Below are 20,020 nucleotides of genomic sequence, written 5' to 3'. Positions count from 1 at the left end.
CGTCAGGCCGGCACGGCACCGGCGCTCAGCACTTCGACCAGCGGTTTGCGGCCGGACGGCAGCTCGCGTTCGCGCAGGTCGTCGGGCAGGGTGGCGGCATCGGCGCGGCGGCCCACGGCAATCACGCATTCGGGCACCAGATGCTCGGGCAGCTTCAGCACCTTGCGAGCTTCGTCCGCCGAGAAGCCGCCCATGGCATGCGTGGCCAGACCCATGGCATGGGCCTGCAGCGCCAGATAGCCCCAGGCGCAGCCCGCATCGAAGCTGTGCTTGGCGGCCGAGGCCTGCTTGTCCGACAGCAGCACGATCAGCGCGCCGCCATTCAGGCACCAGCGGCGGTTGGCTTCGTTGGGGATCTGCGAGAACGCCTGCCAGTTCGCGTCGTCACGCAGGGCATAGGCAAAGTGCCAGGGTTGCTTGTTGCTGGCCGAAGGCGCCCAGCGGGCGGCTTCCACCAGTTGCTCGATCTGGGCGGCGCTCAGTGCTTCGGGCACAAAGGCACGCGGCGACATGCGCTCCATGAATTGCGTGTGAACGGGGACGGTGCTGGTACGGGTGGTGCTCATGGTGATCTCTCAAAAGAAACGGGCCCGTCTGCGTTGCAGAGCCGGGCCCGAAACGATAGCGCAAGCTTCGGCTCCTGTGCAGGAGCCAGGAGATCAGGACTTTTGATCCGGTTGCATGCCGATGCCGCGCAGATGGCGTTCCATGCGGAACATCACCAGCGCCATCATCACCATCACCAGGCAGGAAATCAGCAGCGTGGCAAACGCCGTGTCCATGCCCAGAAACTCCCACTTTTCCTCATCGGGGTTGTCGCCACGCAGCTTGGCGGCCGTGCGGTCGAAGGACAGCGTGTAGTTGGTCAGCAAGGTATTGACGATCTGCGGGGCGGACTGCTGCTGCAGCTTCTTGGCCAGGCTCTCGTTGCCCAGCACCTTCTCCAGCGCAGCGGGCAGACCCTTGAGATAGGCCGCATAAGAGCCTTCGCCATGCTCCATCTCGGCCGCCTGGGCACGATCGTTGATCTCGGAGGCCAGGTTCACCGGGTCCATCAGCATTGCGTCTTCACCCGAAGCCTCGGCGGCGGCCGCCATCGCTGCATCGGCTGCCGCATCTGCGGCGGCGCGGGCCATGCGGTCCTCGCGGGTCAGCGAGATGCGGCGAGCCGTCCAGGCCGCGTCGACTTCGGCAGCGGCTGCGTCGGCGGCATCCTTGTCGCAGCAGGAGCTCTCACGCGCTTCGCGCATCTTGATCTGGCGGTTGACATCGTCGGCCGAGGGCAGGGCATCGCCCTTGAGCAGTGGGTGGATGGGATCCAGGCCCTGGCTGCTGTTTTCGGCTTCCACGCGCTTGCGCGCTGCCGTGTCCCTGTAGATGAAACCGCGCAGCAGGCCGTCGGCCTTGCGGAAGTCGGGACGCAGTGCCGGGTCGGCCAGGCGTTTTTCCATGGGCACGGCATTGCCGAGGCCGCTCAGGTCGCGGCCGGTCTCCTCTTCCATGTACTTGAGGTCGTAGGGCGCATCTTTCCAGTTCAGCGCCGTCGCGCCGGCCGCGACGCCTTCGGTCTTCTTGGGCTTGTAGTGGTCCCAGATCCAGTGGCCCATGCCAAACAGCACAAAGATGGAGAAAGCCAGCAAGACAAGACGCAGAACCTGAATCAGCAAATCTTCTGCGCGGCGCAAGAGGGTCAGCATAGGCAGCAAATCCTTGGAAAAAGCTTGAGTGGTCTGCACTTTCAACTATGAAATTGGAAGCGCATCAATGATCGCGATTGTAGGAAACGAATCGGAAAGTCGTAATTTGTTACAGCCAGCGCGGTGGGCCTGTCCCGGCTTTCCGAAGCCTGCGGGCCTGGGGCGATGCACCCAGATGCTGTAACGGAATTACGAAACCGCTGTAATGGAGTTTTGATGGATCGAGGCTGGATCATGGGTAAGACGTCGCTGGATAAATCGAAGATCAAGTTTTTGCTGCTCGAGGGCATACATCCCTCCGCGCTCAAGGTGCTGCATGACGCGGGCTATACCAATGTGGAGGCGCTGACCGGCGCGCTGGACGGTGAGGAGCTCAAGCGCAAGATCGCAGACGTGCACTTTGTCGGCATCCGCTCGCGCACCCAGCTCACGGCCGATGTGTTCGCGGCCGCGCAGAAGCTGGTCGCCGTGGGCTGCTTTTGCATAGGCACCAACCAGGTCGACCTCAATGCGGCGCGCGAGCGCGGTGTGGTGGTCTTCAACGCGCCTTACTCCAACACCCGTTCGGTGGCCGAGCTGGTGCTGGGCGAAGCCATCCTGCTGCTGCGCGGCATCCCCGAAAAGAATGCCGTCTCCCATCGCGGCGGCTGGAAGAAGAGCGCAGAGAACTCCTTCGAGATTCGCGGCAAGACGCTGGGCATCGTCGGCTATGGCTCCATCGGCACCCAGCTGTCGGTGCTGGCCGAAGGCCTGGGCATGAAGGTCATCTTCCACGACGTGGTGACCAAGCTGCCGCTGGGCAATGCCCAGCAGAGCAGCGGTCTCAACGAGCTGCTGGCCCAGTCCGACATCGTCACCCTGCATGTGCCCGAGCTGGCCTCCACGAACGGCATGATGGGCGCGGCCCAGATTGCCGCCATGAAGCCCGGCAGCATTCTCATCAATGCCTCGCGCGGCACGGTGGTCGATATCGAGGCCCTGGCCGAGTCGCTCAAGAGCGGCAAGCTGCTGGGCGCCGCCATCGACGTCTTCCCCAAGGAGCCCAAGAGCAACAAGGACGAATTTCTGTCGCCGCTGCGTGGCATGGACAACGTCATCCTCACGCCGCACATCGGCGGCTCCACCATGGAAGCGCAGGCCAATATCGGTCTGGAAGTGGCGGAAAAGCTGGTCAAGTACAGCGACAACGGCACCACCACCTCGGCCGTCAACTTCCCCGAAGTGGCGCTGCCCGAGCATCCGGGCAACAACCGCATCCTGCATGTGCACGAGAACCGCCCCGGCATTCTCTCGGCCATCAACCAGGTGTTTGCCGACAACGGCATCAATATCGCGGGCCAGTATCTGCGCACCGATGAGAAGGTAGGCTATGTGGTGATCGATATCGACGCCAAGTCCTCGGCGCTGGCGCTGGAGAAGCTCGCGCAGATTGCGGGCACCATCCGCTGCCGCGTGCTGTTCTGAGGCCTGGGCCGCTGAACGACAAGGGAGACTTCGGTCTCCCTTTTTCATGGCTCGCTCATCGGCGCTGCCAGTCTGGGGCCGGGGGGCACGCTGCGCAGGAAGACATGGTGTTTTGCGTCGCTGATGCTAGGCTTGTGCCGTCACAGACCCTCCCGCTTGCACAATGACTACACCATCCAAGAGAGAGTTCACCTTCCGTGGCGTGCTGTTGGGCGCGCTCATCACCCTGGCGTTCACCGCCGCCAACGTCTATCTGGGGCTCAAGGTCGGGCTGACCTTTGCCTCGGCGATTCCCGCCGCCGTGATCTCCATGGCCTTGCTCTATCGCTTCAAGGATTCCAACATTCTTGAAAACAATCTGGTGCAGACCCAGGCCTCGGCGGCCGGCACCTTGTCCTCGGTCATCTTTGTGCTGCCGGCCCTGCTCATGCTGGGGCTGTGGACGGGCTTCCCGTTCTGGCAGACGGCACTGATCTGTGCGGCAGGCGGTACGCTGGGCGTGCTCTATACCGTGCCCCTGCGTCGCGTGCTGGTGGTGCAGTCCGAGCTGCCCTATCCCGAGGGCGTGGCCGCTGCCGAGGTGCTGCGCGTAGGCGACGAGCAGCGCCATCTCCACGATCCGCAGAACCAGGGCAAGCCACGCAGTTCGGGCTTGCGCGAGCTGGGCTGGGGCACGGGGCTGGCCGCGCTGTTCGGTTTTCTCAGCGGCGGTCTGCGTCTGCTCGGCGATGCCTTCAATTTCTGGATTCCCGCAGGCAGCGTGGCCTTTCGCGTGGCGGCGGGCTTTTCGCCTGCCCTGCTGGCTGCCGGCTATCTGATGGGCGCGGCTGCGGGCATTGCGGTGCTTGTGGGGCTGGCGTTGTGCTGGGGTGTGGTCGTGCCCTGGCTGACGGCCCAGGCTTCTCCAGCGGCCGGTCAGGCGCTCTCCGAGCTGTCCACCCAGCTCTGGGGCAGCAAAGCCCGCTTTCTCGGGGCGGGCGTCATCGGCATCTCGGCGCTGTGGACCGTGGCCACGTTGGCCAAGCCCATTGTCCAGGCGATTCGCAACCAGCCTGCGCGCAGCGTTGCCGAGGGGGCCGGTGGCGATGAAACCGACAAGGACATGCCGCGCAGCTGGATGCTGATGATAGGAGCCGCCGCCCTGGGCGTGCTGTTCCTGGTGGTCAATGACTTCATCTCCGGGCATATGCCCGATCTGGCCGCTGGCGCGCGCTACGGACTGGCAGCCCTGTGCGTGCTGTTCGCGGCCCTGTTCGGTTTTCTGGTGGCGGCGGCCTGCGGCTATATGGCCGGTCTGGTCGGCTCTTCGGCCAGCCCCATCTCGGGCATCGGCATCATCGCCACCCTGCTCATGGGCGTGGCCCTGCTGGCGCTGCATGCCCTGGTGCCCGCCTATGCCAGTGCCGTCTCCGGACAGATGGGCATTGCGCTGGTGCTGTTCATGGTCTCGGCGGTTCTGGCCATGGCAGCCATCTCCAACGACAACCTGCAGGATCTCAAGACCGGCTACCTGGTGGGCGCTACGCCCTGGCGTCAGCAGATCGTGCTCGTCATCGGCTGTCTGGTGGGGGCGCTGGTCATACCGCCCGTGCTGGATCTGCTCTACAACGCATACGGGTTTGCAGGCAGCATGCCGCGTGCCGGCATGGACCCGAACCAGGCACTGGCCGCGCCGCAGGCCACGCTGATGATGCAGATTGCCAGCGGCATCTTCAAGGGCTCGCTGGACTGGAGCATGCTGGGTCTGGGCGTGGCCGTGGGCATTGCCGTCATCCTGATCGATCTGGCCCTGCGCAAGAGCGGCAAGGGCGCACTGCCGCCGCTGGCAGTGGGTCTGGGCATCTATCTGCCGCCCACCATAGGCCTGACGCTGACCATAGGCGCGGTGCTGGGCTGGTGCATTGGCAGAGCCATCAAGGCCTATGCGCAGCGCGGCGGCAAGGACTGGACGGCGGCGGCCGAGGAGCGCGGCCTGCTGCTGGCCTCGGGCCTGATCGTGGGCGAAAGCCTGATGGGCCTGCTGATTGCGGCACTGATAGGCTTCAGCGGCAAGGATGCGCCGCTGGCCCTGGTCGGCGAGGGCTTTGCGCCCGCCATGTGGCTGGGCCTGGCCTATTTCGTGGGCCTGTGTGTGTTCTTTTATCGCCGGGTGCTGAGCAAATGAAGACAGGAAAATTCGACGGGGAACAGGCCGAATACCGCCGGGGCAACTTCGGCTTCGCGCATGAGTGGCTGCAGGAGTTCAGGACGCTGGACGAGGTGCTGCAGCGGCTGGACGCGCTGCGTGCCGCCGACCCTGCACATCGCTACCTCTGCACGCTGGACGATGTGAGTCAGTGCAGCTACACCAGCGGCCATGCGAGCCAGGATGAGCGCCTGTATCTGGATGACCCCGAGGACATGGACTGGGAGGACCCGGCGCAGGAGCAGGCCCTGACGCTGGCTTCACTGCAGCACCGCGTGGCGCAGCTGCAGCAGCCCGAGCTGGTGCAGGACTGGGCGCAGGTCTGCGGCACGCTGCTGCTGGCGGGCGAGGATGTAGATGCCCTGCTGCTGGCCAACCGCAGTCCCGAGGTGCTGCTCGACGAGGTGGTCTATGTCCAGCGTCTGCCCGTGCCCAGCGACGAGCTCATGATTGCAGGCCAGCCCAATGGCTACTTCAGCGCGGACTGGGACAGTTTTCAGAACCATGCCGTCATCCGCCATCTGGCAGCCCAATACGGCTACCGCTTCTTCGGCATGGGAGCTGCGTGGATGGGATTTGTGCGCGCCAGCTTGCCCGATGCGGCGCTGGTCGAGCGGCTGATACAGGATTTGCGCAGCCTCTATGGCCAGGGGCGGCCCGAGCTGTGCGGGCATCAGGGCTGGTCGCAGCTGGCGTCTGCGCTGCTATCGCGGCGCACGTTGATGCTGGGCTATGCCGAGAGCCTGGCCGAGGGGCTGGGGCTGGAGCCGCCTTGTGCAAGTGCGGTGGAAAGCTGACAGGGTGTGATGCAGCAGCCTCGCAGCCGGCCCTGAAATGCACGGTTTCGGTGGCACTGGTTTTATAGTGTGCCGGCTACCCCCGCGGCGCAGGCCGCTTTTTTTGCAACCAAGGAGAAACCGATGGCAGGTCATTTCGAGTTGAGCAAGAGCAGCGATGGGCAGTTCCGGTTTGTGCTCAAGGCCGGCAACGGCGAGATCATTCTCACCAGCGAGCTGTACAAGACCCGGGCGGCGGCCGAGAACGGCATTGCCTCGGTACAGACCAACAGCCCGTTGGCCGAGCGCTACGAGAAAAAGACCGCCAGCAACGGCAAGGAGCATTTCAACCTCAAGGCTGCCAACCACCAGGTCATAGGCAGCAGCCAGCTCTATGCCTCGGCGGCCTCGCGCGATGCGGGCATCGAGTCCGTGAGGAAGAACGGCGCGACCACGAGCATCAAGGATCTGGTCGGCGCTTGAGATTCAGGGCCGGCCGCGCCGCGGTCGGCCGTGCACCGCCTTGCCGCGCGCCGCACCGGAGGTCTTTCAGGCCGCCTTGGGGCGCGCGTCCACAAACTGCTCGATGGCGCTCCAGAAGCCGTTGGCGCGAAAGATGCTCGAGTGGTTGGCCTGGGCAAACGCCAGCACCTGCACAGCCTTGCCCTTGAGGCTGTGCAGCAGCGCATCGGTGCGCTCGGGCAGCACCACCTGGTCGCGTCCCGCGCGCAGCACGAGAATCGGCCCCTGGTAGTTGCGCAGATGCGCGGCAGAGTCGAACGGGTCTCGCAGCAGCAGCTCCACGGGCAGCCAGCCATACATGCCGCGCACGGTGTTGAGAACGCTGTCGAAAGGAGTGACCAGCACCAGCTGGTCCGGCTGGCGCAGGTCGGCCACGGCAGCCGCCACGCCCGTGCCCAGGCTGCGACCGATCACGGTGATGGGCAGCTCGGGGTGCAGGCGCCTGACCTCGTCGAACAGGGCGGCTGCATCGAGCTCCATCAGCTCCTGCGTGGGCTCGCCCTCGCTGGCACCGTAGCCGCGATAGGCCAGCATATAGATATCGCTGTGCGGCAGGCTGCGCGCCAGCTGCTGGCGCCGGTGGGCAATGTTCTCGGCATTGCCGCCAAAGTAGATCACCGCATTGCGCGCCTTGCCATCCGCCGGGTGCAGCTGCCAGCCCCGCAGCAGCACATCGGCGCGCTGCAGCGAGAAATCGGTGCTCTCGGCCGCCACCTGCGTGCTGCCGCCCGGAAAAATCATCTGGCGCTGCTGCGCAAACATATAGCTGCAGATACAGATATAGACCGTCAGGCACAGGGCCAGCAGCCAGAGCAGGGGCTTGAGCAGCTTGGAGAACATGGAGCGCAAAGATATGGGGTTTGCGCCGGATTGTGCGCAGATTTGTGTGGGTTTGGTGTGCGCTTTACCTCGGCTTTATGTAAGCGGCGGTTTGAGGAATTGATAGCGGGTAGCGCTGGTGTCGTCTGTGCTTGGGGCTTGTTTGGCTCGTACTTCAGCTTCAGCCCTTCTTCTGGATGACGGAGCTGTCTGCATGCCTGATTTTTAGGCAGAGGGCAGGGCGCCCCCGGCAGGTCTCGGCCCGCCATGCCGACCTACTTTCTTGTGCCGGTATGCCGGACTACCAGAAAGTAGGCAAAGAGCCGGCCCCTGCTGCCCACGACCCCTTCGCTGCGCTGCGGGGCAACCTGTGTCATCAACCTCTTGTGGCTGTGCGGCCCAACTCACTGCGTGCCTACGGCACTTCGTTCAGACAAACGGCCGCAAGTCAGTTCACGAAGCGTCTGCACTCTACGGTGCAGTCGCGCGCCACAAGAGGTTGGCGTCACAGGCGTGGGCACAAGGGGCGAATGCCGGGTGCGGGATAGCTTCTTCGAGAAATTAATAGCTGCTACCGCAATTCTGATAAGCGTTCGCGGTTGATTTCGCCACCAACCTTGCAGGTTGTCCGCTCCCGTGGGCAGCCGGGTCGCCTTTTCTTTGGGTGCCTGCTTTCGGCCGGCGATCCGGTGGCGAAGCAAGAGAAAGCACCTCGGCTGACGGGCCGATACCCGTCTTCTGTCGCTGGCGAACAATTACAAGCAACAAGGCCGCAGGCATATGCTGCCTGCGGCCTTGAAGTGGCGGGTGCCCGAGTCGAGAGCTTAGGCCAGCTTGGCCTTGAGCAGCTCGTTGACCTGGCCGGGGTTGGCCTTGCCCTTGGAGGCCTTCATGACCTGACCGACCAGGGCGTTAAAGGCCTTGTCCTTGCCGGCGCGGTATTGCTCGACGTTGGCGGGGTTGGCGGCGATCACCTCGTCGATGATGGCTTCCAGTGCGCCGGTGTCGTTGGACTGCTTGAGGTCCTTGGCTTCGATGATGGCGTCCACATCGGAGCCTTCGCCGGTCCACAGGGCTTCAAACACCTGCTTGGCCGAGTTGTTGCTGATGACATTGCCGTGGATGCGGGCGATCAGGGTGCCCAGTTGTTCGGCGCTGACCTTGACCTGGTCCATGCCGATCTCTTCCATGTTCAGGCGGCGCGAGATCTCGCCCATGATCCAGTTGGAGGCCAGCTTGGGCTGGCCGCCGGTCTTGGCGGCGGCTTCAAAGTAGGCGGCCATGGCCTGGCTTTGCGTCAGCGTGGTGGCGTCGTACTCGGGCAGGCTGTATTGCTCGACAAAGCGGGCGGCCATGGTGCGGGGCAGCTCGGGCATCTCGGCCTTGACCTGCTCCACCCATTCGGGGGCCACGACCAGCGGGGGCAGGTCGGGGTCGGGGAAGTAGCGGTAGTCGGCCGCGTCTTCCTTGGTGCGCATGGCGCGGGTCTCGCCCGTGTCGGGGTTGAACAGCACGGTGGCCTGCTGGATCTTGTGGCCGTCCTCGATCTGCTCGATCTGCCAGAGGATTTCGTAGTCGATGGCGATCTGCATATTCCTGAACGAGTTCAGGTTCTTGATCTCGCGGCGGGTGCCCAGCGGCTGGCCGGGCTTGCGCACGGACACGTTGGCGTCGCAGCGGAACGAGCCTTCCTGCATATTGCCGTCGCAGATGCCGATCCAGGTGACGATCTTGTGCAGTTCCTTGGCATAGGCCACGGCTTCGGCGGTGCTGCGGATATCGGGCTCGGTCACGATTTCCAGCAGCGGTGTACCGGCGCGGTTCAAATCGATGCCGGACTGGCCGATGAACTCGTCGTGCACGGACTTGCCGGCGTCTTCCTCCAGGTGGGCGCGCACCAGGCGCACGGTCTTGAGGACGTTGTTCTTGCCTTCTTCCAGGTAGAAGCTGACTTCACCGCCTTGCACCACGGGGATCTCGAACTGGGAGATCTGGTAGCCCTTGGGCAGGTCGGGGTAGAAGTAGTTCTTGCGCGCGAAGATGGAACGCGGCGCAATCGTCGAGCCCAGCGACAGGCCGAGCTTGATGGCGCATTCCACGGCCTTTTTGTTCATCACCGGCAGCGTGCCGGGCAGTGCCAGGTCCACGGCGCTGGCCTGGGTGTTGGGCTCGGCGCCGAAGGCGGTGCTGGCACGGCTGAAGATCTTGCTGTTGGTCGCCAGCTGGGTGTGGGTTTCGAAGCCGATGACGACTTCGTAGCCATTGATCAGTTTCACAGTCATTGCTCTGTGTGTCCTAACTGCTAAAAGAGAAGCGGCTTGCGCTTGTTCTGATTGGATTTCAGGTTGTTTTTGTGCTGAAAGTCAGTCAGTACAAGCGCAAGAAGCTATTATTTTTTAAATGCCAACGAGGCTCTTCAGGTGGAAGTCTGTCGCTTGCTGGAAGCGGTGGGCTGTGTTCAGCAGCTTGGCTTCGCCGAAGTAGTTGCCGATCAGCTGCAGACCCACGGGCATGCCGCCGTCGCCGAAGCCTGCGGGCAGGCTGAGACCGGGCAGGCCGGCCAGCGAAGCGGGCAGGGTGAAGATGTCGGCCAGATAGTTGCTCACGGGATCGGCCTTGCCGCCAATGGCCCAGGCCGTCGTCGGCGCGGCCGCGCCGGCGATGACGTCGCAGTCCTTGAAGGCGGCCTGGAAGTCGTCGGCGATCATGCGGCGGATCTTCTGCGCCTGCAGGTAGTAGGCGTCGTAATAGCCTTCGGACAGCACATAGGCGCCGATCATGATGCGGCGCTTGACCTCGTCGCCAAAACCTTCGGCGCGGGTCTTTTTGTACATGTCGTTGAGGTCTTCGTACTTGGCGGCGCGGTGGCCGAACTTCACGCCGTCAAAGCGCGACAGATTGGACGAAGCCTCGGCCGGAGCCAGGATGTAGTACACCGGCACGGACAGCTCGGTGCGCGGCAGGCTCACGGGCACCAGCTTGGCGCCCAGCTTTTCGTATTCCTTGAGCGCGGCGTCGACGGCTGTGCGGACATCGTCGGACAGGCCTTCACCAAAGAACTCGGCGGGCACGCCGATGCGCAGGCCTTCGATCGAATCGTTCAGCTTGGCTGTGAAGTCCTCGGCCGGGTAGTCCAGGCTGGTGGAGTCACGGTCCAGATCGGGGCCGCACATCTCGGAGAGCAGCAGCGCGCAATCTTCGGCGCTGCGGCCCATGGGGCCGGCCTGGTCCAGGCTGGAGGCAAAGGCGATCATGCCGTAGCGGCTGGCGCGGCCGTAGGTGGGCTTGATGCCGGTGATGCCGCAGAACGAGGCGGGCTGTCGGATCGAGCCGCCGGTGTCGGTGCCGGTCACGGCCGGGGCCAGACGCGCGGCCACGGCAGCGGCCGAGCCGCCGGACGAGCCGCCGGGCACGCGCTCGGCGTTCCAGGGGTTGCGCACGGGCTGGGCCGCATCAAAGCCCACGGGGGCCACGGCCGAGTTCTCGTTGGCGCCGCCCATGGCGAACTCGTCGCAGTTGAGCTTGCCCAGGGTGACCACGCCGGCATCGGCCAGCTTCTTCACCACGGTGGCGTCAAACGGCGATTGGTAGCCTTCCAGCATCTTGCTGGCGGCGGTGGTGGGGAAGTCCTTGGTGACGAAGATGTCCTTGTGCGCGATGGGCACGCCGGCCAGCTTGCCGCCCTTGCCTTCGGCAATCAGGGCGTCTGCCGCCTTGGCCTGGGCCAGGGTGGCGTCTTCATTGATGGCGACAAAAGCGCCCAGGTTCTGGTGCTGCTTGGCGCGGGCCAGGAAATGCTGGGCGGCTTCGGTGGCCGAGACCTGCTTGGCGCGCAGTTGCGCGGCCAGCTCGGCCACGCTCAATTGGTGGAGTTCGGTTTGGCTCATGTTCTTGTGTGTCCCGCGCGTTTATTCGATGACCTTGGGCACGAGGAAGTAACCCTTCTCGGCTGCAGGGGCGTTCTGCATGTTGGCGTCGCGGTTATTGCCCTCACTTACCAAATCGTCACGTAGCCGTAAGGCAACGTCCTGAATGGCTGCCACCGGATGTGACAGAGGGCTGACGCCCGAAGTATCCACAGCCTGCATTTTTTCGACGATGCCGAAAAAGTTGTTTAGTTGCGCGAGCATGCGCTTACTTTCGTCTTGCGACAGCTCAAGGCGGGCCAAGTTGGCGATGCGCGCAATGTCTTGATCGTTCAATGCCATAGAAATTATTTAACAGGGCCGCCGCGTGTAAAGCAGTGTTTCTAACCCTGACAGTAGAAGTTATTCACAGGGGATACGGTATTATCTCGGCTTTGCCGCAATACCTCCGTTCGGCTGGTCATTGTGCAAAAAATGCCCACTACCCAGACTCCATTACCTTACATCCCGGCGACGGCTAGCCGATGCGCAAGCCGTGCCTGAGAGGACCCTGAATGTTCGGAGCTTTCCGTCGGTACTTCTCCACCGACCTTGCCATTGACCTTGGCACAGCTAACACCCTGATTTTCGCCCGAGACAAGGGCATTGTTCTGGACGAACCTTCGGTGGTTGCGATCCGTCACGAAGGCGGCCCCCACGGCAAGAAGGTGATCCAGGCTGTCGGCCGCGAAGCCAAGGCCATGCTGGGCAAGGTGCCCGGCAATATCGAAGCCATCCGTCCGATGAAGGACGGCGTGATCGCCGACTTCGTGATCACCGAGCAGATGATCAAGCAGTTCATCAAGATGGTGCATCCACGCTCGGTGCTGACGCCCAGCCCCCGCATCATCATCTGCGTTCCCTGCGGCTCCACCCAGGTCGAGCGCCGCGCCATCAAGGACGCTGCCGAAGCTGCAGGCGCCACGGCCGTGTACCTGATCGAAGAACCCATGGCAGCCGGCATCGGCGCGGGCCTGCCCGTGTCCGAAGCTTCGGGCTCCATGGTGGTGGACATCGGCGGCGGCACGACCGAAGTGGGCGTGATCTCGCTGGGCGGCATGGTCTACAAGGGCTCGGTGCGCGTCGGTGGCGACAAGTTCGACGAGTCCATCATCAGCTACATCCGCCGCAACTACGGCATGCTGATCGGCGAGCCCACGGCAGAACTGATCAAGAAGCAGATCGGCTCGGCCTTCCCCGGCTCCGAAGTCAAGGAACTGGAAGTCAAGGGTCGCAACCTGTCCGAAGGCGTGCCGCGCAGCTTCACCATCTCTTCCAACGAAGTGCTGGAAGCGCTGACCGATCCGCTCAACCAGATCGTTTCCGCCGTGAAGAACGCGCTGGAGCAGACGCCTCCCGAGCTGGGTGCCGACATCGCCGAACGAGGCATGATGCTGACTGGCGGCGGCGCGCTGCTGCGCGACCTGGACCGTCTGCTGGCCGAAGAAACCGGTCTGCCCGTGCTGGTGGCCGAAGAGCCGCTGACCTGCGTGGTGCGCGGCTGCGGCATGGCGCTGGAGACCATGGATCGCCAGGGCAGCATCTTCACCAGCGATTAATCGCTGTGCAATGTGGTGTTTTGCGGCACGCGGCATAGTGCGCGTACCGCAGCCACTTCCATGAACAGGGCCTGAGTCCGTGATACGCCTGCATACCGCGCTCTCTTTTTGCATTCCTTCTGAATGGGAAGGCCGTGCGCACACGGCCATGCCCAGGGAGCGCACATGAGCCTGGACACTCTGGACCACCGCGCTCCATCGCTGTTCAAGCAACAGGCCTCGCGCACTTCCCAGCTTGCCCTCTACAGCGCCTTGGCGCTGTTTTTGATGGTAGCCGACGCGCGTTTCAAGATCACCACCCCCGTGCGCTCCGCCTTGTCGGCGGCGCTGTCGCCCGTGCAATGGGTCGTGGCCCAGCCGGTGCTGGCCTATCAGAACGCCAGCCGCTATGCCGAAGTGCAGCAGCAGGCCGTGGCTCGCGAGGATGCCGCGCGCAAGGAGCTGGTCGTCATGGCTCAGCGTGCCGAACTGGCCGACGAGCTGATCAAGGAAAACGAGCATCTGCGCTCCATGCTGGAGTTGCGCGAGCGCTCGTTGACGCCGGGCCAGGTGGCCGAGGTAGTCTATGACAGCCCCGACCCCTATACGCGCCGCGTGGTGATCGACAAAGGGCAGGCCGACGGGGTCGAGCCGGGCTCTCCCGTACTGGATGAAAAAGGCGTGATCGGTCAGGTCACGCGTGTCTACCCGACGCGCGCCGAGGTCACGCTGCTCATCGACCGCGATCAGGCCATTCCCGTTTTCAACCCGCGCACCGGTGCGCGCAGCGTAGCCTATGGCGATGCGTCTTCAACACGCGCCGGCGGTCTGGAGCTGCGCTTCATGCCCAGCAATGCCGATGTGCAGGTGGGCGATCTGCTGACCACCAGCGGTATCGACGGGCTGTACCCCTTGGGCCTGCCCGTGGCCAAGGTGGTGACGGTTGACCGTCGTGCCGACTCCGCCTTCACCCGCATCTATTGCGAGCCCGTGGGCCGCGTGCAGGGCGTGCGCCATGTGATGGTGCTCAAGCCTCAGGGGCGCACCGAGCATCCCGAGGCCGCCAATATGCAGGCCAAGGCCGATGCCGAGAAGGCCGACCGCGCAGCCAAGGCGCGCGGCAAGAAGGAAGCCGCCGCCGCCGAAAAGGAGAAGGCAGCCGCTGAGAAGGCGGGTACCAAGGCCGCGAAGCCCGCAAAGGATCCCGCATGATCATGCCGCGCGGCCAGCAGCTGTTGCTGCCGGTCAACCCTCTGTTCATCGTCGTCACCCTGGTGATCGGACTGGCCATCAATATGCTGCCACTGGGCCGCATCGTCTGGCTGCCGGACATGCTCATGTTGCTGCTGGCCTTCTGGAGTCTGAATCAGCCGCAGCGCGTGGGTCTGGGCATTGCCTTTGCGCTGGGTCTGGTCATGGATGTGGACCGGGCCTCGCTGCTGGGCCAGCATGCACTGGCCTACACCTTGCTGGTCTTCGTGACGGGCTGGATGAGTCGTCGCCTGCTATGGTTCTCGAGTCCCGTGCAGGCTCTGCACCTGCTGCCGGTGTTTGCCGCCGCGCACGGTATCCAGGTGCTGCTGCGCATTGCGACGGGCGGCATTTTTCCCGGTCTGGAGTTTCTGATCGCTCCGGTGATCGAGACCTTGCTGTGGCCGGTGGTCAGCGTGCTGCTGCTGGCGCCGCAGCGCCGCGCGCCCGACAGCGATGAAAACCGCCCTCTGTGAGATGCATTCCCTCCTGAGCCGCTTTGCGCCTTCCTTCCTCTCGCTTCGCGGGGAAGGACGACAGCCTCGCTGCGGGACGGCCCTTGCTCGCTGTCCTTGGGGTGAGGCACGCCGGTGGCGCAGCTCATGCGGGGCGGCTTTGTTTGCGGGTGTCGTCGCATGATGGAGATTCGTAACACCGAAGTCGAGCTGCAGCGCTTTCGCATGCGCGCAGTCGTCATGGGCTGCGTGGTGTTCCTGGCGTTCTGTCTGCTGGTCTGGCGCCTGCTGGTGCTGCAGGTCGAGCGCCATGAGGAGTTTGCCGAGCGCGCCGAGAGCAACCGCACGGCGGTGGTGCCCATCGTGCCCAATCGCGGCCAGATCCTGGACCGCAACGGCGTGGTGCTGGCCACCAATTACTCGGCCTACACGCTGGAGATCACGCGCTCCAAGGTCGAGGATCTGGACGAGACCATCGACGGGCTGTCCGAGGTCATGGAGATCACGCCGCGCGACCGGCGCAAGTTCAAGCGGCTCATGGATGACTCCAAGAGCTTCGAGTCCATTCCGATCCGCTCGCGCCTGACTGACGAGGAAGTCGCCAAGTTCGCGGCCCAGCGCTATCGCTTTCCGGGCGTGGACATCAAGGCGCGGCTGTTTCGCACCTACCCGCTCAAGGAAACCGGCAGCCATTTGATCGGATACATCGGTCGTATCAATCAAAGGGAAAAGGAAGAGATCGACGACTCCGACGATGCCGCCAACTACCGGGGCACCGAGGTCATGGGCAAGCTGGGTGCCGAGAAGAGCTATGAGCTGCAGCTGCACGGCCAGACCGGCTGGGAGGAAATGGAAACCTCGGCCGGAGGTCATGCCGTGCGCCGCCTGGGCAGCCGCCCCGCCACGCCGGGACACAGCCTGCAGCTGTCGGTGGACATCAAGCTGCAGAAGATGGTGGAAGACCTCTACGGCAGCCGTCGCGGCGTGGCTATCGCCATGGACCCGCGCAATGGCGAGGTGCTGGCCATGGTCAGCAAGCCGACCTACGACCCGAACTTGTTTGTCGACGGTATCGATCAGGAGAGCTGGAAGGCGCTCAACGAATCGCTGGATCGTCCCTTGCTCAACCGCTCCATGCGCGGCACCTATCCCGTGGGCTCGACCTACAAGCCCTTCATGGGCCTGGCGGGCATAGAAACCGGCAAGCGCACGCCGGGCACGGTGATTCAGGACGGCGGCTCCTGGACTTTTGGCGGTCACACCTTCCGCTCCGGCCACGCGCTGGGGCCGGTGGATCTGGCGCGCGCCATCCAGCATTCCAGCAATGTCTATTTCTACACGCTGGCCAACGAGATGGGCGTGGATGCGATTCACGACTTCATGAAGCCGCTGGGCTTTGGCCAGATCACCGGCATCGACCTGCCCGGCGAGGTGCGCGGCGTGCTGCCCAGCAAGGAGTGGAAGCGCAAGACCTACAAGCGCGCCGCGCAGCAGCAATGGTTTGCGGGCGAGACGATTTCCCTGGGCATCGGCCAGGGCTACAACAACTTCACCATCCTCCAGCTCTCGCATGCGCTGGCCACCCTGGTCAACAACGGCATGAGCTTCACGCCCCATGTGGGCAAGGAGCTGATCGACTCGGTCACCGGCACGCGCACGGCCATTGTCCAGCCGGCGCCCGTCAATCTGGGCTTCAAGCAGAGCAATGTCGATGCCGTAAAGCGCGGCATGGTGGGGGTGGTGACCGGCGGCACGGGGCGCGGCGTCTTCGGCAGTGCCAGCTATCTGTCGGGCGGCAAGACCGGCACGGCCCAGGCCGTGAGCGTGGGCCAGAAGGAAAAGTACAACGCCGCGCGTCTGGCCGAGTACCAGCGCGACCACTCGCTCTATATCGCCTACGGTCCTGCGGAAGCGCCCAGGATTGCCGTGGCCGTGATCGTGGAGAACGCCGGCTTCGGTGCGGCGGCTGCCGCGCCTATCGCGCGCCGCATCCTGGACTACTGGCTGGTGGGCAACTACCCCAGCGAGGCCGATATCGCTGCCGTGCGCCAGGGCAAGGCGGGCGCACCGATTGGCACGCCGCGCCGTGTGGAAGATATCTCGGTGCTGTCCGACGATGAAACCGCACCCTGATAAATTGATAGCTGTTAACGCTTGCTGTGTAATGGTTTAACGTAGAAAAGCGTCATAACCTGTTTTCAGAATCAGCAGGCTGACCACGCCGATGAAAATCGTGCGCACAAAGCCCGTGCCGTGGCGCAAGGCCATCCAGGTGCCCAGCATGCTGCCCAGCACATTGGCCACGGCCAGCGGGATGGCAAAGTGCCACCAGACATGGCCCTTGAGTGTGAACAGCAGCAGTGCCGCAGCGTTGGAGGCCAGATTCAGCAGCTTGGCGTTGGCCGAAGCGTTGAGGAAGTCATAGCCCAGCAGGCGCACGAACAGGAACACGAAGAAGCTGCCCGTGCCGGGGCCGAAGAAGCCGTCGTAGAAACCGATCAGCAGGCCGATGGCGCAGGCGGTCAGCATCTCGGTACGGCCCGCCAGACGCGGCTCGTGGTCACGGCCCAGCTCTTTTTTGGCCAGGGTGTAGCCCAGCACGCCCAGCAGGATGAAGGGCAGCAGCTTGCGCAGAAAATCGGGAGAGATCAGCGTGACGGCCCAGGCGCCGAGAAAAGCGCCGACCAGCGTCGTGCCGATGGCGGGCAGCAGCGTGGCCCAGGTGATATGCACGCGCTTGCTGAACTGCCAGGCGGAAATGGCCGTGCCCCAGACGGCGGCACTCTTGTTGGTGCCAAACAGCGTGGCGGGCGTGGTGGTGGGGAAGGCCGCAAACATGGCTGGCACCAGAATCAGTCCGCCGCCTCCCACGATGGCGTCAACAAACCCGGCCAGGGCCGAGGCGAGGGAAACAAGAATCCATTCCATGGAGCAAATGCCTGCAATTGGTGCATGCCGTGAGCAGCGCGCGTTGCCGCTGGGGCGGCGCTGCAGAAGGCGGGATGAAGAAGCCAGGGGAGAGCGGGCGTGAATGCCCGAAGATGGCGCCGGCATTGTCGCACCGCCGCCTCAAGCTTGTGCGCAGGCATAAAAAAAGCGCCCACTGAGGGGCGCTTTTGAACGCATCTTTGATGCTTTTTATGTGTATTGGTCTGGTTGTGTCGAGTTGTCTCCTCGGCCCTCCATGCTGCTTCGTGGAGCAGCGAGAGTGACGAGAATGTAAGGGCTGCACCTGTGTGGTGCATTGGGGAATTCCCTTGGGTTATATCAAAAACGTCTGACAAATGAATCAGAAAGTTTTGTGACATCCTTATAAGTTTTGAGATTTTTCAAAAACAATAGCGTCATATGCTTATAAGCAAAAGATCTCAGCAGGCTTAGGTGCTTGGGGCAGGAAGTCGGACGGAAATCTCCCGCGCGGACGGACTTTGGGCCGCCGCGACTGCTTTCAGGCCCGGACGGGCTTTTCGGAGTGAATTGCTAGGTTTCTGAGCGGCCGTTTGTCAGGCGGCAGTGCGAATCCACTCCGCAGCCTTCTCGGCCATCATCAGCGTCGGGCTGTTGGTGTTGCCGCTGGTGATGGTGGGCATGGCACCAGCATCGACCACGCGCAGGCCCTGCACGCCTCGCACCCTGAAGCGGCTGTCCAGCACCGCCATCGGGTCGTCGGCATGCCCCATCTTGGTCGTGCCCACGGGATGGAAGATGGTGGTGGCGATATCGCCGGCCAGGCGTGCCAGGTCCTCGTCGCTCTGGTATTGCAGCCCGGGCTTGAACTCCTCGGGCTGAAAGGGTGCAAGCGCGGGCTGGCTGACGATGCGGCGCGTGACGCGCAGACTGTCGGCCGCTACCTGCCGGTCTTCGGCCGTGGAGAGGTAGTTGGGCGCGATGGCCGGAGCCTGGCGGAAGTCTGCGCCCTGCAACTGCACCGTGCCGCGGCTGCTCGGGTTGAGATTGCAGACGCTGGCGGTGAAGGCGGCGAAGTCATGCAGCGGCTCTCCGAAGGCGTCCAGCGACAGCGGCTGCACGTGATATTCGAGGTTGGGGTGGGCCTGTGCCGGGTCGCTGCGCGTGAAGGCACCGAGCTGTGAGGGAGCCATGCTCATGGGGCCGCTGCGCCGCAGTGCGTATTCCAGGGCGATGGCCGCCTTGCCCCAGAGACTGCCGGCCATGGTGTTGAGCGTCTTGGCGTTGTGTACCTTGTAGACCGAGCGAATTTGCAGGTGGTCCTGCAGATTGGCGCCCACGCCGGGCAGGTTGCGACGCACGGCCACGCCATGGCGCTGCAGCAGCTCGCTGGGGCCTATGCCCGACAGCTGCAGGATATGCGGGGAGTTCACCGCGCCCGCACAAAGCAGCACCTCGCGCCCGGCCTGCACGGTCACCATCTCATCGCCGGTCCAGACTTCGGCGCCGGTGCAGCGCTGGCTGCCGTCCGGCAGATCTTCCAGAATCAGGCGTCGCACCTGGGCACGGGTCCACATCTCGAAGTTGGGGCGGCCATAGCAGGTAGGGCGCAGAAAGGCCTTGGCCGTATTCCAGCGCAGGCCTGATTTCTGGTTGACCTCGAAGTAGCCCACGCCTTCGTTGCAGCCGCGGTTGAAATCGTCGGTGGCCGGGATGCCGGCCTGCTGCGCGGCCTGGGCGAAGGCGTCGAGTATGTCCCAGCGCAAGCGCTGCTTCTCCACCCGCCATTCGCCGCTGCCGCCGGTGCTCCTGCTGCCATGCAGGCGTTTGAACTCCTCGCTGGCGCTGCCTCCGGCGTCGAGACGCCAATGGTCCTCGTGCTGTCGGAAGGCCGGCAGCACCTGTTCCCAGCGCCAGGTGTCGTCGCCGGTCAGCTGCGCCCATTGCTCGTAGTCGCGGGCCTGGCCGCGCATATAGATCATGCCGTTGATGCTGGAGCAGCCGCCCAGGGTCTTGCCGCGCGGGTAGCGCAGGCTGCGGCCGTTGAGGCCGGGGTCGGGTTCGGTCTGATAGAGCCAGTCGGTGCGCGGGTTGCCTATGCAATAGAGATAGCCGACCGGGATATGGATCCAGTGGTAATCATCCTTGCCGCCGGCTTCGATCAGCAGAACCCGGTGATTCTTGTTGCGGGTGAGACGGTTGCACAGCAGCGAGCCTGCTGTGCCGCCGCCGATGACGATGTAGTCGAACTGGGTGTCACTCATGGGCAGATCAAAAGGCCGGATACGGCTTGGCGGGCAGGCCAAACCTTGAGGCAGTCATGGGCAAAAAGGCCAATTCATTAGGTGCGATGACCTTGCCGGTGTCGATAGGGAAATCGCTCGCATACTCCTGTTTTGGAAGCTGCCGACGCAAGGCTGGTTTTGGCTTTGGCGAGTTTTTGATAAAAATTGCAACGCTATGATTGCGTGGCATGCGGCAGTGACCTACGTGCTGCGTTT

At 63.7% G+C, this 20,020-nt stretch carries 17 protein-coding genes; 8 read left to right on the top strand and 9 right to left on the bottom strand.

Annotation, left to right across the window (positions count from 1 at the left end; translation table 11 throughout):
- Positions 1 to 2: 2 nt before the first annotated feature.
- Together DJFAAGMI_RS16680 and DJFAAGMI_RS16675 are read right to left on the bottom strand one after the other, a co-directional pair.
- Positions 3 to 566, bottom strand: coding sequence for a nitroreductase family protein (locus tag DJFAAGMI_RS16680; protein WP_249334469.1), 564 nt, complete (start codon positions 564 to 566; stop codon positions 3 to 5).
- 93 nt (positions 567 to 659) lie between these two features.
- On the bottom strand, positions 660 to 1,697 hold the full coding sequence (locus DJFAAGMI_RS16675; protein ID WP_211457985.1) for a hypothetical protein: 1,038 nt from the start codon (positions 1,695 to 1,697) through the stop codon (positions 660 to 662).
- Between the two features lie 234 nt (positions 1,698 to 1,931).
- Between DJFAAGMI_RS16675 and serA the strand changes: the two genes are divergently transcribed.
- From serA to DJFAAGMI_RS16655, 4 genes are all read left to right on the top strand, one after another.
- Positions 1,932 to 3,161 carry a phosphoglycerate dehydrogenase gene (serA, locus tag DJFAAGMI_RS16670; RefSeq protein WP_003074609.1) on the top strand — a complete coding sequence of 410 codons (1,230 nt, stop codon included), beginning with the start codon at positions 1,932 to 1,934 and terminating at the stop codon, positions 3,159 to 3,161.
- A gap of 163 nt (positions 3,162 to 3,324) precedes the next feature.
- Positions 3,325 to 5,325, top strand: coding sequence for an OPT family oligopeptide transporter (locus DJFAAGMI_RS16665; protein WP_211457984.1), 2,001 nt, complete (start codon positions 3,325 to 3,327; stop codon positions 5,323 to 5,325).
- Positions 5,322 to 6,143, top strand: coding sequence for a hypothetical protein (locus DJFAAGMI_RS16660; RefSeq protein WP_211457983.1), 822 nt, complete (start codon positions 5,322 to 5,324; stop codon positions 6,141 to 6,143). Before DJFAAGMI_RS16665 ends, DJFAAGMI_RS16660 begins: the two co-directional genes overlap by 4 nt.
- A gap of 123 nt (positions 6,144 to 6,266) precedes the next feature.
- A complete protein-coding gene (locus DJFAAGMI_RS16655) occupies positions 6,267 to 6,605 on the top strand; it encodes a YegP family protein (protein WP_043005642.1) in 339 nt (112 codons plus the stop codon).
- Between the two features lie 66 nt (positions 6,606 to 6,671).
- On the opposite strand, the gene DJFAAGMI_RS16650 is transcribed toward DJFAAGMI_RS16655, so the two are convergent.
- From DJFAAGMI_RS16650 to gatC, 4 genes are all read right to left on the bottom strand, one after another.
- Positions 6,672 to 7,484 carry an alpha/beta hydrolase gene (locus DJFAAGMI_RS16650; protein ID WP_211457982.1) on the bottom strand — a complete coding sequence of 271 codons (813 nt, stop codon included), beginning with the start codon at positions 7,482 to 7,484 and terminating at the stop codon, positions 6,672 to 6,674.
- Between the two features lie 803 nt (positions 7,485 to 8,287).
- Positions 8,288 to 9,745, bottom strand: a complete 1,458-nt coding sequence (gene gatB / locus DJFAAGMI_RS16645) for an Asp-tRNA(Asn)/Glu-tRNA(Gln) amidotransferase subunit GatB (protein WP_211457981.1) — start codon at positions 9,743 to 9,745, stop codon at positions 8,288 to 8,290.
- Positions 9,746 to 9,859: 114 nt separating this feature from the next.
- Positions 9,860 to 11,350, bottom strand: coding sequence for an Asp-tRNA(Asn)/Glu-tRNA(Gln) amidotransferase subunit GatA (gene gatA / locus DJFAAGMI_RS16640; RefSeq protein ID WP_211457980.1), 1,491 nt, complete (start codon positions 11,348 to 11,350; stop codon positions 9,860 to 9,862).
- A 21-nt stretch (positions 11,351 to 11,371) separates the two neighbouring features.
- A complete protein-coding gene (gene gatC / locus DJFAAGMI_RS16635) occupies positions 11,372 to 11,671 on the bottom strand; it encodes an Asp-tRNA(Asn)/Glu-tRNA(Gln) amidotransferase subunit GatC (RefSeq protein ID WP_003070403.1) in 300 nt (99 codons plus the stop codon).
- Between the two features lie 212 nt (positions 11,672 to 11,883).
- On the opposite strand from gatC, the gene DJFAAGMI_RS16630 reads away from it, so the two are divergent.
- The 4 genes from DJFAAGMI_RS16630 (at position 11,884) to mrdA (ending at position 16,745) form a co-directional block, all read left to right on the top strand.
- Positions 11,884 to 12,927: a rod shape-determining protein gene (locus tag DJFAAGMI_RS16630; RefSeq protein WP_003059473.1), complete on the top strand. Its 1,044-nt coding sequence runs from the start codon at positions 11,884 to 11,886 to the stop codon at positions 12,925 to 12,927.
- Positions 12,928 to 13,092: 165 nt separating this feature from the next.
- Positions 13,093 to 14,118, top strand: a complete 1,026-nt coding sequence (gene mreC, locus DJFAAGMI_RS16625; protein WP_211457979.1) for a rod shape-determining protein MreC — start codon at positions 13,093 to 13,095, stop codon at positions 14,116 to 14,118.
- Positions 14,115 to 14,633 carry a rod shape-determining protein MreD gene (gene mreD / locus DJFAAGMI_RS16620; RefSeq protein WP_043007418.1) on the top strand — a complete coding sequence of 173 codons (519 nt, stop codon included), beginning with the start codon at positions 14,115 to 14,117 and terminating at the stop codon, positions 14,631 to 14,633. Before mreC ends, mreD begins: the two co-directional genes overlap by 4 nt.
- A gap of 159 nt (positions 14,634 to 14,792) precedes the next feature.
- Positions 14,793 to 16,745, top strand: a complete 1,953-nt coding sequence (mrdA, locus tag DJFAAGMI_RS16615) for a penicillin-binding protein 2 (RefSeq protein ID WP_211457978.1) — start codon at positions 14,793 to 14,795, stop codon at positions 16,743 to 16,745.
- Between the two features lie 36 nt (positions 16,746 to 16,781).
- Here the strand turns inward: mrdA and DJFAAGMI_RS16610 are convergent, their stop codons facing one another.
- The 3 genes from DJFAAGMI_RS16610 to DJFAAGMI_RS16600 form a co-directional block, all read right to left on the bottom strand.
- Positions 16,782 to 17,540 carry a sulfite exporter TauE/SafE family protein gene (locus DJFAAGMI_RS16610; protein ID WP_043007422.1) on the bottom strand — a complete coding sequence of 253 codons (759 nt, stop codon included), beginning with the start codon at positions 17,538 to 17,540 and terminating at the stop codon, positions 16,782 to 16,784.
- Positions 17,541 to 18,115: 575 nt separating this feature from the next.
- A complete protein-coding gene (locus DJFAAGMI_RS16605; RefSeq protein ID WP_211457977.1) occupies positions 18,116 to 19,783 on the bottom strand; it encodes a GMC family oxidoreductase in 1,668 nt (555 codons plus the stop codon).
- Positions 19,784 to 19,790: 7 nt separating this feature from the next.
- Positions 19,791 to 19,994, bottom strand: coding sequence for a hypothetical protein (locus tag DJFAAGMI_RS16600; protein WP_211457976.1), 204 nt, complete (start codon positions 19,992 to 19,994; stop codon positions 19,791 to 19,793).
- Positions 19,995 to 20,020: the final 26 nt, after the last annotated feature.

It is taken from the genome of Comamonas brasiliensis (assembly GCF_018292285.1).
GTDB lineage: Bacteria > Pseudomonadota > Gammaproteobacteria > Burkholderiales > Burkholderiaceae_C > Comamonas > Comamonas brasiliensis.
Note: the sequence above shows the minus strand (reverse complement) of the source record. Positions and strands in the feature narration are given on the sequence as shown.